Annotated in this window: 8 protein-coding genes; 2 read left to right on the top strand and 6 right to left on the bottom strand. The window is 65.0% G+C overall.

All coding sequences use genetic code 11. The features are described from left to right. Positions 1-2 precede the first annotated feature (2 nt). A complete protein-coding gene (gene treS, locus E2H86_RS19630; RefSeq protein WP_133330797.1) occupies positions 3-3,320 on the top strand; it encodes a maltose alpha-D-glucosyltransferase in 3,318 nt (1,105 codons plus the stop codon). Beyond that, positions 3,321-5,531 (top strand): 1,4-alpha-glucan branching protein GlgB, encoded by a 2,211-nt coding sequence (glgB, locus tag E2H86_RS19625; protein WP_133330795.1) that lies wholly within the window; start codon positions 3,321-3,323, stop codon positions 5,529-5,531. It abuts the gene before it with no gap. A gap of 118 nt (positions 5,532-5,649) precedes the next feature. On the opposite strand, the gene E2H86_RS19620 is transcribed toward glgB, so the two are convergent. The 6 genes from E2H86_RS19620 to treZ form a co-directional block, all read right to left on the bottom strand. After that, positions 5,650-6,726 (bottom strand): autotransporter domain-containing protein, encoded by a 1,077-nt coding sequence (locus tag E2H86_RS19620; protein WP_133330793.1) that lies wholly within the window; start codon positions 6,724-6,726, stop codon positions 5,650-5,652. A 384-nt stretch (positions 6,727-7,110) separates the two neighbouring features. Further along, entirely contained in the window at positions 7,111-9,264 is a 2,154-nt protein-coding gene (gene glgX, locus E2H86_RS19615; RefSeq protein ID WP_133330791.1) for a glycogen debranching protein GlgX, read from the bottom strand. Between the two features lie 89 nt (positions 9,265-9,353). Further along, positions 9,354-9,674 carry a DUF2934 domain-containing protein gene (locus E2H86_RS19610; RefSeq protein WP_133330845.1) on the bottom strand — a complete coding sequence of 107 codons (321 nt, stop codon included), beginning with the start codon at positions 9,672-9,674 and terminating at the stop codon, positions 9,354-9,356. Between the two features lie 16 nt (positions 9,675-9,690). Then, the gene (locus tag E2H86_RS19605; protein WP_133330789.1) at positions 9,691-12,465 is read right to left on the bottom strand and encodes a malto-oligosyltrehalose synthase; all 2,775 of its coding nucleotides are present in this window, start codon (positions 12,463-12,465) and stop codon (positions 9,691-9,693) included. Beyond that, positions 12,462-14,531, bottom strand: a complete 2,070-nt coding sequence (gene malQ / locus E2H86_RS19600; RefSeq protein WP_133330787.1) for a 4-alpha-glucanotransferase — start codon at positions 14,529-14,531, stop codon at positions 12,462-12,464. The genes E2H86_RS19605 and malQ overlap by 4 nt, the downstream gene beginning before the upstream one ends. After that, entirely contained in the window at positions 14,528-16,270 is a 1,743-nt protein-coding gene (treZ, locus tag E2H86_RS19595) for a malto-oligosyltrehalose trehalohydrolase (protein WP_133330785.1), read from the bottom strand. The genes malQ and treZ overlap by 4 nt, the downstream gene beginning before the upstream one ends. Between the last annotated feature and the right edge of the window lie 3 nt (positions 16,271-16,273).

Genomic DNA, 16,273 nt, shown 5'->3' with positions numbered 1-16,273 from the left:
CCATGGCCAAGCGTTCACGCCCGGCAGCATTCATCGACGATCCGTTGTGGTACAAAGACGCGGTCATCTATCAGCTGCACGTCAAGTCGTTCTTCGACGGCAACAACGATGGCATCGGTGATTTCGCAGGTCTGATCGGCAAGCTCGATTACATTGCCGGCCTCGGCGTGAACACCCTCTGGCTGCTGCCGTTCTACCCGTCACCGCGGCGTGACGACGGCTACGACATCGCCGAGTACAAGGCGGTGCATCCCGACTACGGCAGCCTGGCCGACGCACGCCGTTTCATTGCCGAGGCGCACAAGCGCGGCCTGCGGGTGATCACCGAGCTGGTCATCAATCACACCTCCGACCAGCACCCCTGGTTCCAGCGCGCCCGCCACGCCAAGCCCGGCAGCAAAGCCCGCAGCTTCTACGTGTGGTCGGACGACGACCAACACTACGCGGGCACGCGGATCATCTTCCTCGATACCGAGAAGTCCAACTGGACCTGGGACCCGGTCGCTGGCCAGTACTTCTGGCACCGTTTCTACTCCCACCAGCCGGACCTCAATTTCGACAATCCGCAGGTGCTCAAGGCGGTGATTGGAGTGATGCGCTTCTGGCTCGACCTGGGCGTCGATGGCCTGCGCCTGGATGCCATTCCTTACTTGATCGAGCGCGACGGTACCAATAACGAGAACCTCCCGGAAACCCACCAGGTGCTCAAGGCGATCCGCGCCGAAATCGACGCCAACTACCCTGATCGCATGCTCCTGGCCGAGGCCAATCAATGGCCGGAGGACACCCGGCCGTACTTCGGCGAGGGCGAGGGCGACGAGTGCCACATGGCCTTCCACTTCCCCTTGATGCCGCGCATGTACATGGCCCTGGCCATGGAAGACCGCTTCCCGATCACCGACATCTTGCGCCAGACCCCGGAGATCCCCGCCAACTGCCAGTGGGCGATCTTCCTGCGCAACCACGATGAGCTGACCTTGGAAATGGTCACCGACCGGGAACGCGACTACCTGTGGAACTACTACGCCGAAGATCGCCGCGCCCGCATCAATCTCGGCATTCGCCGGCGCCTGGCGCCGCTGCTGCAACGCGATCGCCGCCGCATCGAACTGCTGACCAGCCTGTTGCTGTCGATGCCGGGCACGCCGACCTTGTACTACGGCGACGAACTGGGAATGGGTGACAACATCTACCTCGGCGACCGCGACGGCGTGCGCACACCGATGCAATGGTCGCCTGATCGCAACGGCGGCTTTTCCCGTGCCGAGCCCCAGCGCCTGGTACTGCCCCCGATCATGGATCCGCTGTACGGCTACCAGACCGTCAACGTCGAAGCCCAGGCTCACGACCCGCATTCGCTGCTCAACTGGAACCGTCGGCTGCTGGCGGTGCGCAAGCAGCAGAAAGCCTTTGGTCGCGGCAGCCTGCGTCTGCTGACTCCGAGCAATCGACGCATTCTGGCCTACATCCGTGAATACACCGACGCCGACGGCAACACCGAGGTGATCCTCTGTGTCGCCAACGTGTCCCGCGCCGCCCAGGCAGCCGAGCTGGACCTGTCGCAGTACGCCGATCAGGTACCGGTGGAAATGCTTGGCGGCAGCGCCTTCCCGCCGATCGGCCAACTGCCGTTCTTGCTGACCCTACCGCCTTATGGCTTCTACTGGTTCCTGCTGGCGGCTCACGACCGCATGCCCAGCTGGCACACCCGGCCCACGGAGGGCCTGCCCGAATTGACTACCCTGGTTTTGCGCAAGCGCATGGAAGAACTGCTCGAATCACCATCGCGAGACACGCTGCAGGAGACCATCCTGCCCCAATACCTGCCCAAGCGGCGCTGGTTCGCCGGCAAGGAAGGGCCCATCGATCAGGTGCGCCTGAGCTACGGCGTGCGCTTCGACACCGCCACCACGCCGGTATTGCTCGGCGAACTGCAGGTGCTGAGCGAGGGTGTGGCCAGCCAGTACCTGCTGCCTTTCGGCCTGCTCGCCGAGGAACAGATCAACAGCGCCTTGCCCCAGCAACTGGCCCTGGCCCGGGTGCGCCGAGGCCGTCAGGTCGGGCTGATCACCGATGCCTTCGTCCTCGAACCGTTCATCCGTGCGGTCCTGCACGCCTGCCAGGCGGGAGACCGACGGTCCTGCGGCCACGGCCTGGGCGAGTTGCGTTTTCACAGCAACGAGGCCCTGGCCGCGCTCGAGCTCGATGAGCAGAGCGAGGTGCGCTACCTGAGCGCCGAGCAGTCCAACAGCTCGGTGGTGATTGGCGACAGAGTGGTGCTCAAGCTGATTCGCCGGGTCAATCCCGGCGTTCACCCGGAGCTTGAAATGAGCGCGTATCTGACCGCTGCCGGTTTCGCCAACATCTCGCCGCTGCTGGCGTGGGTCAGCCGCGAGGACGCTCAGGGCACGCCGCACCTGTTGATGATCGCCCAGGGTTACCTGAACAATCAGGGGGATGCCTGGGCCTGGACCCAGAACACCTTGGAGCGGGCGATTCGCGACGAAATGGAACCGGCCAGCGCCGAGCCCGAGGCGCACACCAATGCGCTGGCCGAACTCGCCGGCTTCGCTGCCTTGCTCGGTCAGCGCCTGGGTGAAATGCACCTGTTGCTGGCGGCACCGAGCGAAGACCCGGCATTCGCGCCGCGCGCCAGCGATGGCGATGACAGTGCCCGCTGGAGCCGGCAGATCAGTGCCGAGCTGAGCCACGCCCTGGACCTGCTGGCGCAACACCGCGACAGCCTCGACCGCGACAGCCAGGCGCTGGTCGACGACCTGCAGCAACAGCGCGACGGCCTGGCGGCCCACGTCCATCAGCTCGCCGAGCAGGCCCAGGGCGGCCTGTTGATGCGCGTGCATGGCGACCTGCACCTGGGCCAGGTGCTGGTGGTGCAGGGCGATGCCTACCTGATCGATTTCGAAGGCGAGCCGTCGCGGCCACTGGAGGAGCGTCGAGCCCGGCACAGTCCCTACAAAGACGTCAGCGGCGTGCTGCGATCCTTCGACTATGCTGCTGCCATGGTTCTGCGCAGCGCCTCGGCGGTCGACCTCTCCGAGCCTGCGCGCCAGGCCCGGCAGCGGGTGGCGCGACAGTACCTGCACCAAGCGCGGCACGCCTTCGTCGAGGCCTATGGGTTGGCCACCGCGGCCCTGCCACACGCCTGGCAACAGGCCGAAGGCGAGCGTGCCGCACTGGAGCTGTTCTGCCTGGAGAAGGCAGCCTACGAAATCACTTACGAAGCCGAAAACCGTCCAAGCTGGTTGGCCGTGCCTTTGCATGGCCTGCATGGACTGATCAGTACCTGGGGAGAGTCATAAATGAACGCGACCATGCGTGACAACGGCGGCCTTCGGCAGCAGGACCTCGATGGCCTGGCCCGCGCCGAGCACGCCGATCCATTCGCTGTACTGGGTCCGCACGATGATGGAGCAGGTGGGCTGTGGGTGCGGGCGTATCTGCCCAATGCCCTGAGTGTCCGCCTGCTGGCGCGCCACGATGGGCGAATCCTCGCCGAGATGGAGCAGGGCAGCCTGCCTGGGCTGTTTACCGCGCACCTGGAACAGGCTCATCCCTATCTGCTGCAAATCGGCTGGGCCGGCGGCGAGCAGATCACCGAAGATCCCTACGGCTTCGGGCCGCAACTGGGCGACATGGACCTGTACCTGTTCGCCGAGGGCAATCACCGCGATCTGTCCGGGCGTTTCGGCGCGCAGTTGATCGAAGTGGATGGCGTCGCCGGGGTGTGCTTCTCGGTGTGGGCTCCCAATGCCCGGCGGGTGTCGGTGGTGGGCGACTTCAACAACTGGGACGGGCGTCGCCACCCCATGCGCCTGCGCCACAGCGCCGGGGTGTGGGAATTGTTCGTGCCGCGCCTGGGCAGTGGTGAAGCCTACAAGTTCGAGGTATTGGGCAAGGACGGTGTGCTGCCACTCAAGGCCGACCCCCTGGCCCGCGCTACCGAGTTGCCGCCGAGCACCGCGTCGAAAGTGGCCCTGGCGTTGCAACATGACTGGCGTGACCAGGACTGGATGGCCCAGCGCGATCAACGCCATGCCTACAGCGCACCTTTGTCGATCTATGAGCTGCACCCCGGTTCCTGGCGCTGCGAAACCGACGACCTGGGTGAAGTCGCACGCTACTACAACTGGCGCGAGCTGGCCGAACGCCTGGTGCCCTATGTCCAGGACCTGGGTTTCACCCACATCGAACTGCTGCCGATCATGGAGCACCCGTTCGGCGGTTCCTGGGGCTACCAGCCCTTGTCGTTGTTCGCGCCCACCTCGCGCTACGGCACGCCGGAGGATTTCGCTGCGTTCATCGACGCCTGCCATCAGGGCGGCATCGGCGTGATCCTGGACTGGGTCCCGGCGCATTTCCCCACCGACGAACATGGCTTGGCACGTTTCGACGGCACGGCGCTGTATGAGTACGACAACCCGCTGGAAGGTTTCCATCAGGATTGGAACACGCTGATCTACAACCTGGGCCGCAACGAAGTGCGAGGCTTCATGCTGGCTTCGGCGCTGCACTGGCTGAAACACTTCCATATCGATGGCCTGCGCGTCGATGCGGTGGCCTCGATGCTCTACCGCGATTATTCGCGCAAGGCCGGGGAGTGGGTGCCCAATCGCCATGGTGGGCGGGAGAACCTGGAGGCCATCGACTTCATCCGCCACCTCAATGGCGTGGTCGAGCACGAGGCGCCGGGTGCCTTGATCATCGCCGAGGAATCCACGGCCTGGCCGGGGGTCAGCCAGCCGATCCAGCAGGGCGGCCTGGGCTTTGGCTACAAGTGGAACATGGGCTGGATGCACGACACCCTGCATTACATCCAGAACGACCCGGTGCACCGCACCTATCACCACAACGAGATGAGCTTCGGCCTGATCTACGCCTACTCCGAGCACTTCATCCTGCCGATCTCCCACGACGAAGTGGTGCATGGCAAGCATTCGTTGATCGACAAGATGCCCGGTGACCGCTGGCAGAAGTTCGCCAACCTGCGCGCCTACCTGTCCTTCATGTGGACCCACCCCGGCAAGAAGCTGCTGTTCATGGGCTGCGAGTTCGGCCAGTGGCGCGAATGGAACCATGACCAGCAACTGGACTGGTACCTGCTGCAGTACCCTGAGCACCAGGGCGTGCAACGACTGGTCGGCGACCTCAACCGGCTCTACCGCGAACTGCCCGCGCTGCACGAGCAGGACTGTCAGCCCCAGGGCTTCCAATGGCTGATTGGTGATGACGCGCAGAACAGCGTGTTCGCCTGGCTGCGCTGGAGCAGCAGCGGCGAGCCGTTGCTGGTGGTGGCCAACTTCACCCCGGTGCCGCGCGAGGGGTACCGCATCGGCGTGCCGTTCGGCGAACGTTGGCAGGAATTGCTCAACAGTGACGCGCAGCTGTATGGCGGCTCCAACGTGGGCAACCTGGGGGCGGTGGAAAGCGAGTCGATCAGCAGCCACGGGCAGCCGTTGTCGCTGGGGTTGAACCTGCCACCGCTTGGGGTACTGGTAATGAAGCCGGCCTGATCGTTCGTCGGTCACGACCGCTTCGCGGGCAAGCCCGCTCCCACAGGTACCGCGCAGGTTGCGAAGGCGGTGAAGATTCTGTGGGGGCAGGCCTGCCCTGCTAAACAGCAGACGCGGCCTACCAGCGCATCCGCACACCCAGGCTGCCGATCAGCCCATTCAGATCATTGTCGTCCACATCGCTGCTGTAGTCGGCGCTGACGAACAACGCTACCGTCGGTGTCACCCGCGCCACCAGCCCCAAGCCCAGTTCCACCGTGGTCGAGTAGCGGGAGCTGGAAATCTTGTCGACCTTGTCCAGCTTCACCTCGCTGCCCTCGTTGAAGTCATACCAGACGTTGGTCCGCACATAGGGCTCGATGGGCATGCCGCGCACGTTGTAGCGCCCGGACAGTTTGGCACCGACCCGACCGCTCCAGCTCGGTTGGCTGTCGAATGCCTGCAAGGTTTCCTCCTGCGCCCGGCTACTGGGGTAGAACTGCTGGTTGATCAACTGCGCTTGCGGCTCGATCACCCAACCGCCACCCAGCCCGATCGGGTAACCGCCCTCCAGCGAGAACGTCATCGCATGGCCACTGTCGTCCAGGCGCTGGCCGCTCTCGCCGCGGCCGTTGATGTCGATGCGCGAGCCCATCGCCACGGCATCCACATGCCAACCCCGTTCATGGGTCATGCTCCAGTACGCACCCAGGCTTTCACCGCTGAGGTTGACTGCATTGCGTTGTTTGTCGCCGAGTAGCGGGCGCATGCCGTTGAAGCTGCTTTGCAGATTGTTGTGACCCACGAAAATCCCCGCACGATGCACATTGCCGGTGTTGGTTTCGCGCACGAACAGGTCCGGTCCGATCATCAACTGTTGGCTGGGCGCTTCGAGTTGCGCCGGTGGTTGCGCGCCCTGGCGTGACGGGGCAGGGAAGAACTGTGCCCACTGGCTGCTGAGCCGCGCGGGGGACACCTGGGCGTGGCGGTCGCTCATCTGCTCGGAGAACGCCTGCAACGTACCCAGGCCTAGGCTGCTGGCGCTGAGCGGTTCCAGTGATAACTGCGGCACCGCCGGCTGCTGCAGGAAGTTGGGCGAGACGGGGTCTTCCTGCAGTTCGAGCGCGAAGGTTTCCACCGGGGTTGCCAGAAGCAGCGACGTGGAAACCGCGCAGAAAATGCGATCGAGACGCGAGGGTATCGAGGTGCTTTTCATGGCGGATCTCCTGTTGTTCTTGTGGGTACAGTCAATGACCTGGCCTGATGTCTCGAGCTGTACGGCAAAAACAGGGACGACCCAAACCAGCACGCTGGCTTTCCAGGGCGCGCACAAAGGCGCGAGCTAGACGCCCGGCATGAGTTTCAACGACTACGGTATTGTTCAGCTAAGGAGAGGTCGGAGGCGGCGTCAAGAAAGCGTGAAGTCGATGTCGACGGCCTGTGATAAGGATCAACTGATTGAACTTGAAGGATATTTTATTCGGCATAGCGAGGTTCGCTATTTGCCCGGGGCGGGCTATGCCGAATCATTGCTAGCGCTGTGTTCACCCTGAGCCCCCGCAGCCGATGCACTGCGGGGGTTGATCGAGATCAAACCGGTTCAGTCCTCCTCACGCTGCAGCACGAACAACAGCAGCGAGCGTCCGGTCACCTCGAAACGGGTGTCGAAGGCCAGGTGCTGAGGTTTGCGCAGTTGCGGTCGATCGGTGTCCACCAGGCAGCTCCAGTAGTCACCTTCGGGCACGGCCGGCAGCAGGAACGGGACGGTATCGTGGTGGGCGTTGACGATCAGCAGCAGGGTCGCCTCCGCGCCAGGTCGGGCGATACCGCTGACCTGGGCACGACCATCCATGAGCATGCCCAGGCAGCGGCCATGGGGGTCTTCCCATTGCTCCACGCTCATTTCTTCGCCTTCGGGCGTGAGCCAGGTCACGTCCTTCACGCCGATGGCCTCGTTGTAGTCGCCCACCAGGAAGCGTGAGCGGCGCAGGACCGGGTAGGCCAGGCGCAGGCGGGTCAGGCGCTTGACGAATGCCAGCAGATCGGCGCCGTCCTCGTCCAGCTCCCAGTTGATCCAACCGATCTCGCTGTCCTGGCAGTAGGCATTGTTGTTGCCATGCTGGGTACGGCTGAATTCATCGCCGGCGACGATCATCGGCGTGCCTTGGGCGAACAGCAGGGTGGCGAAGAAGTTACGCATCTGGCGCATGCGCAGGGCGTTGATGTCGGGATCGTCGGTGGGGCCTTCGGCGCCGCAGTTCCAGGACAGGTTGTTGTCGGTGCCGTCCTGGTTGTTCTCGTCGTTGTCTTCATTGTGCTTGTGGTTGTACGAGACCAGGTCGCGCAGGGTGAAGCCATCGTGGGCGGTGATGAAGTTGACCGACGAGTAGGGGCGGCGTCCGCGGTTGTTGAACATGTCGCCGGAGGCGGTCATGCGTGCGGCGAACTCGGCCAGTTGGCCTTCGTCGCCTTTCCAGAACGCGCGTACGGTATCACGGAAGCGGTCGTTCCATTCCGCCCAGCCAGGCGCGAAGTTGCCTACCTGGTAGCCACCCGGGCCACAGTCCCAAGGCTCTGCGATCAGCTTGACCTGGCTGAGCAAGGGGTCCTGGCGGCAGGCGACGAGGAAGCCGTGGCGTTCGCTGTAGCCGTCATGGTAACGACCGAGGATGGTCGCCAGATCGAAGCGGAAGCCGTCCACATGCATTTCGCCGGCCCAGTAGCGCAGCGAGTCGGTGACCAGTTGCAGCACACAGGGATGACTGAGGTCGAGGGTGTTGCCGGTGCCGGAATCGTTGATGTAGTAGCGCTTGTCGTCGGGCATCAGCCGGTAGTACGAAGCGTTGTCGATGCCGCGCATCGACAGGGTAGGGCCCAGTTCGTTACCTTCGGCGGTGTGGTTGTAGACCACATCGAGGATCACTTCGAGACCGGCATCGTGCAGGTGCGCGACCATTTCCTTGAACTCGGCGATCTTGCCGCTGGCCAGATAGGCGGGGTGCGGGGCGAAGAAGGCGATGCTGTTGTAGCCCCAGTAATTGTTCAGGCCTTTCTGCAGCAGGTGCTGGTCGTTGACGAAGGCGTGGATGGGCAACAGTTCGATACTGGAGACCCCCAGGTCCTTGATGTGCTTGAGCAACTCGTCGTTGGCCAGGCCGCCGAAGGTGCCGCGCAGTTTCTCAGGCACTGCCGGGTGGCGCATGCTGATGCCTTTGGTGTGGGCCTCGTAGACGATGGTACGTTCCCAGGGCACCTGCACGCGTTGGTCACGGCCCCAGGTGAAGGCCGGGTCGATGACCTTGCACTTGGGCACGAAGGGTGCGCTGTCGCGCTCGTCGAAGCTCAGATCGCCGTCGGGGTGGCCGATGGTATAGCCGAACAGTGCCTCGGACCACTTCAGGTCGCCGACCAATTGCTTGGCATAGGGGTCGATCAGCAACTTGTTGGGATTGAAGCGGTGGCCGTTCTCCGGCTCGTAGGGCCCATGCACCCGGTAACCATAGACTTGGCCGGGGTGCGCATCGGGCAGGTAGCCATGGTAGATCTCGTCGGTGTATTCCGGCAGTTCGATGCGTTCGAGCTCCTTTTCGCCGGTGGAATCGAACAGGCACAGCTCGACCTTGGTCGCGTTGGCGGAAAACAGTGCGAAGTTCACGCCCAGGCCGTCCCAGGTGGCACCCAGAGGGAAAGGTGAGCCCTCACGGATGCGCGAAGGAGCGACGGAGCGGGTTTTCTTTGGGGTGCGGGGACTCATGGCGTACCTCGGTTAGCCTGGGGAAAGGAATGGTGCGGGGGATGTCCGGCCTCTTCGCGTCGAACCGCGGCGAAGAGGCCGGGCCAGGCTCAGCTGGCTGCGGGCTTCTTCGCTGTCCTAGGCTTCTTCACGGCCGCCGGTTTTGGCGCTGCTGGCTTGGGCTGCGGTGCGGCCTTGGGCTGGGCGGCGACCTTGGTCTCGACGGCCTTGGATGCAGCGGGCTTGGATTCAGCGGTTTTGGGCTTGGCCGGTGCACGTTTGCGGGCCGTGGCCTTGGGTGCTAGGGCCTCGGCTTCGGCCAGCTTGCGCGCCATCTCCCAGTGGCGTTCCTCTTGTCCATGGGGTTGGCCTTCCGATTCCCAGATCTGGTAGGCAAATTCTCGAATGCGTTTTTCATCGACGCTCATCACGATGCTCCTGAATGCGTTAGGCATGCTCAATCAACAGGTTGACCGGAAACTCCGACAGCACGGCGCTCAACTTCAGCTCCCTTGTAGGGCTGACAACGGCACCGCCGAAAAGTCCATTCCAGGTGGCAGGCGACAAGGTAAACGGCAGTATCAGCCGGGTATCGTCCCAGTTCTGTGCCGGGATCAACGGTGAAGCGGCGCCATTGAGCAGGCCACTGGCCAGGCGCGGTGCCACGACAATGGCACGCTGGCCTTCGCCAAGACGGGCAAAGGCCAGCACCTTGTCGGCATGTCGGCCTTGCACGTTCAGTGGCAGATAGGCACCTCGCTGGAACAGCTCGGCATGGGCCAGGCGGCAATCCAGCACCCGGGCGACCAGCGTCTGCTTGATGCGTCCGTCCTGCCAATGTCGCAACAGGTCGGCCAGCGAGGCGCCATCATCCAAGGTTTGACGTCTGCAAGCGTAGTCCACGGGGCGCCGGTTGTCCGGGTCGACCAGGCTGAAGTCCCAGTACTCGTTGCCCTGATACAGGTCCGGTACGCCTGGCACGGTCATGCGCAACAAGGTCTGGACCAGGCCGTTGAGCGCCCCGGGACAGGCGATCAACTGCGTCGCGTCGGCCAGCGACTGCCGCAGTTGCTGATTCTCCGGGTCCAGCAGCAGGCCATCGACCATCGCCGCGCAAGCTGCCTCGTAGGCTTCGTTGGGCGCACTCCAGCTGCTGCGTAGCTTGGCCTCACGCAGGGCCTTCTGTTGCCACTGACGCACACGTTCGGCGTACTGACGCAGGCCTGCCTCATCGTCGGTTTCCAGGCCCAGCGGCCAGCTGCCAAGCAGGGTCTGGTAAAGCAGCAGTTCGTCGCCGGGGCTGGGTGCTGGACCGTCCTCGAGTGTCGCGCGCAGAGGCGCTGCCAGCTCGCGCCAGTGCTCGAAGCGACTGGCCAGCCAGGCCCCACGCTCGCTCAACACTGCCAGGCGGGCGCGGGTGTCTTCGCCTCGCTTGTGGTCGTGGGTGGCGGTAGCCAGCAAGTTGTCGGGAAAGTCGCGCAGACGCCGTTGGGACTCGTTGTGGAAGTGTTCGGGCCCTGCACTGAACTGTTCGGCCTCGAAGCCTACGTCGTTGCGCGACAGCAAACGTGCGGAGCGGTAGAAGGCGGTGTCCTCGACGGCCTTGGCAGCGCTCGGCGCGGTGAGTTGCTGAAAGCGCACACAGGCATGGCGCAGGTGCTTTCGCGCCCGGCCGGGGGGTAGGCTGCGCCAAGGTTGGCCACCGAGCCAGCGTTCGAGGTGCTCGAGCAACGGCCAGTCAGCTTCGCCGAGGTCTTGCCGGGCATTGGCCAGGGCCTGCTGGAAGAACGCCTCGTCCTCGGCGGGGCGGCCGCAGGCGTTGAAATAGGTGCGGTAGACCGGATAGTGCGCGACCAGGGCCTGCAGCGCACGGCGAATCGCGCCGAGGGTCAGGTCGCGGGTCATCAGGTCGTCGCGAGCCACTTGCAGCAAGGCCTGGGCCACCGACTCGCAGTCACCGGCCAGGCTGGCATTGAGCACCAGATGACGGGCCAGGCGGATTTCCTCGGCAAAATCCGGACGCTCGCTGATGTTGGCCCAGGCCTCGGTCAGCGGCGCCTCGCCGCAGGGATCGTGCTGCAGCAGTGACACCTGGTTCATGAACTCGTAGCCGGTGGTGCCGTCGGTGAGCCAGTCACGGTGCAGGTGCTCGCCGGGGCCGAGGATCTTCTCGACGAAAATCGGGAAGTGCTCGACGGCCGCCTGCAGTGGCCGCTTGGCCAGCAGGCCGGTGACCCGGCGACGGAGTTTGCGGCAATAGGCCCGTGGGTCGGCCAGGCCGTCGATATGGTCGATGCGCAGGCCGTCGATCAGGCCGCGCTCGATCAGTTCGAACAGCTTGGCATGGGTGGCCTCAAACACGGTCGCGCGCTCCACGCGCAGGCCGCCGAGCTCGTTGATGTCGAAAAAACGCCGCCAGTTGATGTCGTCGGCGGCGGTGCGCCAGCTGGCCAACCGATAGGTCTGCCGTTCGAGCAACAGGTGCAGGCGCTTGAAGCCGGCCTCGGCGCGGCTGTCGAAAGCCGCCAGGGCCGATTGCAGGTCGGCACCTTCTTCCACCAGGCGCGCCAGTTCCGCATGCAGCGGCGAGGCATCGGCCAGTGGCTCGGCGCAGTCGCGCAACGCCGTGAAGTGCGCCGCCAGAGCCTGCAGGCGCGGGTCGGGGCTTTGCGCCAGGATCCAACCGTAGTCCAGTGGGCAGATCGGGAAGCGGTGTTCGTAGTGTTCGACCTGCAGCACGCCCTGCTGGGCATCGAAGGCCAGCGGTAGCTCACCCTGCTTGAGGGCCACGCCGTAGTCGTTGCCCAGGAACGGCAATAGCAACTGGCCGGCCAGCAGGGGGTCGCTGGAATGCCACTGAATGTCGAAGAACTCGGCGTAGGGGCTGCGGCGTCCCCATGTCAGCAGGCTCTGCCACCAAGGGTTGTCAGCACCGCCGACGGCCATGTGATTGGATACGGTGTCGACGATCAGCCCCATGCCGTGTTGACGCAGAGCCGCCACCAGGCGTTCGAGTGCCGCTTCGCCGCCCAACTCGGGGTTGACCTGGGTCGGGTCGACCACGTCGTAGCCGTGGCGCGAACCTGCTCGTGCCTTGAGGATCGGTGAGGCGTACAGGTGACTGATACCCAGCTGGGCGAAGTAGGGTACCAGCGGCACGGCATCGTCGAGGGTGAAGTCGCTGTGGAACTGTAGACGCTGGGTGGCGGTGAGGGCTTTCATCGATCACGCTCCCAGGCTTGTTCGCGGGCCTGGGCCAACAGCTCCAGGCGCCGGGCGGCGTCTTCGTCGTCAAGCAGTTCGCGCACCGGGGCGGCGAAGCGTCGGCGCCAGTTCGGGTGGCCGGCGGTGGTGCCCGGCAGGTTGGGTTGCTCGTCGCAACCCAGCAAGTCTTCCAGGGGGACCAGCACCAGCGGGGCGCGGGTGTGGCCAACGTAACGAATGGCGGCGTCGATCACGGCGTCGTTGTCCTTGAGGGGGCCATAGTTGGCTTCGAGCGTGCGTTGCAGCCCGCTGCGTTCTTTGTGACGTTCGTGGCGCCAGTGGAGTTCGGTGGCGGCGTCGATCAGTTGCAGGCGATGGTTCCAGTCGATGTCGCGGCTCGCCAGCCAACCGCCCAGTGGCGCGAGGTCGTGGGTGCCGGTGGTGGCCAGGGCGTCGTCCGGCCAGTCGAGGATGGGGGTGAACTGCCCGGGCGCCGATTGCTCGAACGGCAGTACGCGCATGCCAAGCACTCGCTGCTCGGCCAATGCTTCACGCAGCCCGTCCGGCACCGTGCCGAGGTCTTCGCCGAGGATCACCGCCCGATGCCGGGTCGACTCCAGCGCCAACAGGCGTAGCAGGTCGTCGAACGGGTAGTACAGGTAGGCGCCGTCGCTGGGCTTGGACCCGCGCGGAATCACCCACAGCCGGCGCAGTCCCATCACGTGGTCGATGCGCAGCCCGCCGGCATGGGCCAGGTTGGCCCGCAGCATCTCGATGAAAGCTCGGTAGCCGTTGCGCTTGAGCCCTTCGGGGGAAAACCCGCAGATCCCCCAGTCCTGTCCTGAGCGATTGAGGATGTCGGGCGGAGCGCCCACGCTGAGACCGGGGAGCAGTTCGTCCTGACGGCTCCAGGCTTGGCTGCCGGCACCGTCGGCGCCGACGGCCAGGTCGGCGATCAGGCCGACCAGCATGCCGTTGCTGTGCGCGGCCTCCTGGGCGCGTTGCAGACTGCGTTCGACCAGCCACTGGCAGAAGGCGTGATATTCCACCCGCGCCGGATAGGTGGCGGCGAGGGCTTCGACCTCAGGATGGTAGGGGTCGCGCCAGGCTTCAGGCCAGGCGCGCCAGTCGGCGCCGAGCCCACGATCGACCGCTTCGGCTTGCAGCACTTCGAAGCGGCAATGGTGCTCCAGCGCTTCGCCGGCCGCTTCGCGAAAGCTCTCGAAATCGCTGCGCTGTGGATGCTCACCCTGGCTGAAGTCCCGGTACAGCGCCTGCAGCAGTTGGGTGCGCGCGGCGGCGGCACGCGGCCAGTCCACCAAAGGTTGCTGCTCCAGTTCCTCCAGCGTCTGTTCCAGGCCGCAGGCCTCGACGGCCATGCGCACGGCGCGTTCTCCCAGCACGCTGGCCGGACTGGCATACAGAGGGTTGAGCAACAGGCGGCTGGACGGTGAATACGGGCTGTAGTGTTCCTGGTCGTAGGCCGACAACGCATGGATCGGACTGATCGCCACGGCATCGGCTCCGCGCTCGGCGGCGCTGCGTGCCAGTTGCTCCAAAGCCAGACAGTCGCCATAGCCGCCATCGCCGGGACGCCGCAGGCTGTAGAGCTGCACGGCGATGCCCCAACAGCGCGGCGGTGGTTGATCCACCGCCGCTTGCAGGCTGTGGCAATAGGGCGGTGCTACGGCAACGGTGAAGCGGTGGCCCTCGATTTCGATCTGGTGGTAGCCGATCGGCAGTTCGCCCGGCAGGTTGGCCTGGTCGTCCAGTGCCAGGGTGTGCTGGCTGCCATCTTCGAGGGTGCAGCGCACCGGGCTGGCGGCAGCGAAGTAGCGTTGCAGCGCGAGCGGCGTGCCGACCTGCACCGTGAACAGCGGTGGCAGGTGCTCGCTGTCCTCGGCCTGGTCCAGTCGCTTGAGGCTGGCGTGCAGGGCGTCGTCGTCATCGGCCGGATGGCCGAGCGCTGTGAGCACCCGACGCAGCACCTCGTCGCTGACCTGCTGTGGGCGGTTGTTGGCGTCCAGCCAGTCGCGGGCCAGGCCAACCCGCGCGGCCAGGCGGTGGAGAAGGTGTTCGTTCATGCAGCCTCCTGGCCAGGGGGAAGCAGGCTGACCACGCAGCTGTACGCAGCCAGGCTCGAGTCCGGATGGGCATTGTCACTGCTGTCGAACAGGCGCACCGCGGGGCTGGGCAAGGCGGCGGCCTGGGGCTCGGCGGCGAGATTGAGGTCGATGCGCAGGGTGCTGCCGTCGCCCAGGCGCCATCGCGCGGTCAGGGCCTTGTCGCCCAATACTTCGGCGCCCAGGGCCCGGCTGCCCGGCAGGTGCGGGACGATGTGGGTGCGGCGCAGGGCCAGCAGTTGCTGGTACAGGCCGTGCCAACCGGCCAGTACCTCTCGGCTATCGGGCTGCGAGGCAGTGAAGGTGGCCAGGGCGTTGGGGTCGGGAATGCGTTCGCGCAGCGCCGGATCATTGAAGGCGGCGAAGTGGGCGAACTCTCCACGACGGCCCTCGCGCACGGCATCGGCGAGTTGGTCATGGAAGTCGGTGAAGAACAGGAACGGACTGCGGCTGCCGTCATCGTCGCCCATGAACAGCAACGGGATCATCGGCGCCATCAGCAGCAGGGCGGTCGCGGCGCGCAGCGCTGTCGGTGGGCACAGGCGCGACAGGCGTTCGCCCAAGGCACGGTTGCCGATCTGGTCGTGGTTCTGCAGGAACAACACGAAGGCACTGGGCGGCAGATGCCCGCTGGGTTCGCCGCGTGGCTCGCCATGGCGGTTGGGCTGGCCCTGGTAGACGAAACCTTCGCCCAGACAGCGGGCCAGCTTGCCGATCGGGTCGGTCTGATAGTCCTGGTAATAACCTTCGGTTTCACCGGTCAGCAGTACGTGCAAGGCATTGTGGCCATCGTCGTTCCACTGAGCGTCGAAGCCCTGCTCGAGCAGGAACGCCTGGTTGTGCTCGTTCTCCAGCACCAGCCAGACGTGGCGGCCCGGCTCCACGGCCGCACGTACCCGTTGCGCCAGTTCGACCAGGAAGTCGGGCTGGTCGATGGCATGCACGGCATCCAGGCGCAGGCCATCGAAGCGATACTCGCACAGCCACATCAAGGCGTTCTGGATGAAGTACTCGCGCACCTCGGGTCGGCGAAAATCGATGGCGGCTCCCCACGGCGTCTGCCGGTCTTGCCGAAAGAAGTCGCTGGCATACTGGTGCAGAAAATTGCCGTCGGGACCGAAGTGGTTGTAGACCACGTCGAGCATCACCATCAGACCATGCCCATGGGCCTGGTCGATGAGGGTACAGAGCTGTTCGGGACGGCCATAACTGTGTTGTGCGGCGTAAGGCAACACGCCGTCATAGCCCCAGTTGCGATCGCCAGGAAACTGCCCGAGGGGCATCAGTTCGATCGCGGTGATACCGACCTCGGCCAGGCGCGGCAATTGCTGCGCCACCCCGGCATAGCCGCCGAGCACGCCAACGTGCAGCTCCTGGATCACCGCCTGGTGCCAGGGACGGCCCTGCCAGGGGTGTTTCCAAGCATGGCTGGCCAGGTCGACGACCTGGCTCGGCCCATGCACGCCTTCAGGCTGAAAGCGCGAAGCGGGGTCGGCGACCTGCAGTTCATCGTCGATACGATAGTTATAGCGTGCTCCGGGCTGGCACGGGGCGACCCCGCTGAACCAGCCGTCGGCGCCTGGGAGCAGCTCGATGGCCGGCTGCCCTTGGATTTCCAAGCTCACGCTGCGCGCATCCGGCGCCCAGAGGGCGAAGCGCGCAGACGTGGCGTCCAGCAAGTGTGCGCCATGTCTTTGCATCTT

The sequence above is a fragment of the Pseudomonas putida genome (assembly GCF_004357765.1).
GTDB classification, from domain to species: domain Bacteria; phylum Pseudomonadota; class Gammaproteobacteria; order Pseudomonadales; family Pseudomonadaceae; genus Aquipseudomonas; species Aquipseudomonas putida_U.
This window is presented reverse-complemented; position numbering and strand designations above follow the sequence as displayed.